The following is a 723-nucleotide window of genomic DNA, read 5'->3' as shown; positions in this document are numbered from 1 at the left end:
AATCTTTCTCACGATTTCATTCGTTTGCTCAAGCATTGGTAATTGATCATCCCCAACCGGAACAAGTGTCGCGCGAAAACCCGTTATATCAGCGGCTTGAGAAATTGGGTAAGTCAGGAACCCTGCAGGAATTGAACGCTCAAAACCTTTGCTTTGAATTTCATTTTTTACGGTTGGGTTACGCTCTAAGCGAGCAATTGAAACTAAGTTGCTGTAATACATCGTCAATTCTGCGAGGGCTGGCAGCTGAGATTGCAAACAGATAGTGGTTTGAATGGGGTCGATACCAACTGCAAGGTAATCTGCGACTACGTTTAGAATGTTCGAAGATACCTTTGAAGGATTGTGCGCGTTGTCGGTCAGGCCTTGCATATCGGCGACCAGAATGGTTTGGTCATGCTCCGATTGTAATGCCACACGCTGTTGTAACGAACCGACGTAATGACCAAGGTGTAAAGGCCCTGTAGCTCGGTCCCCCGTGAGAATGATTTCGCGTTGTTGATGCGTTTCTTTGATGTTCATGGTTATCTCCTAGTCAAAATAGATCGCTACTGGAGATAAAAAGACAAGACACTCTTCGCTACCTTCCAGCAGCGTAAGAATGTAAGAATTCCGCGCCGCTCTACATAGAGCGCCACCAGAAAAAGTATGATGATGAAGGTGTGAAGAATAAGTTCATGCGTCTTAAGCTAACAGGGACTAAGACAATGCTCAATCCCAATG

General features: G+C 45.2%; 1 pseudogene. It reads right to left on the bottom strand.

Going from position 1 to position 723, the window contains the following annotated elements:
- Window positions 1–522: pseudogene (locus R7Q11_RS26195) on the bottom strand (tryptophan--tRNA ligase); the annotation flags it as partial.
- Between the last annotated feature and the right edge of the window lie 201 nt (window positions 523–723).

The organism is Vibrio sp. 970, assembly GCF_033339075.1.
The sequence above is the reverse complement of the archived record's forward strand: the minus strand, read 5'-3'. Positions and strand labels throughout refer to the sequence as shown.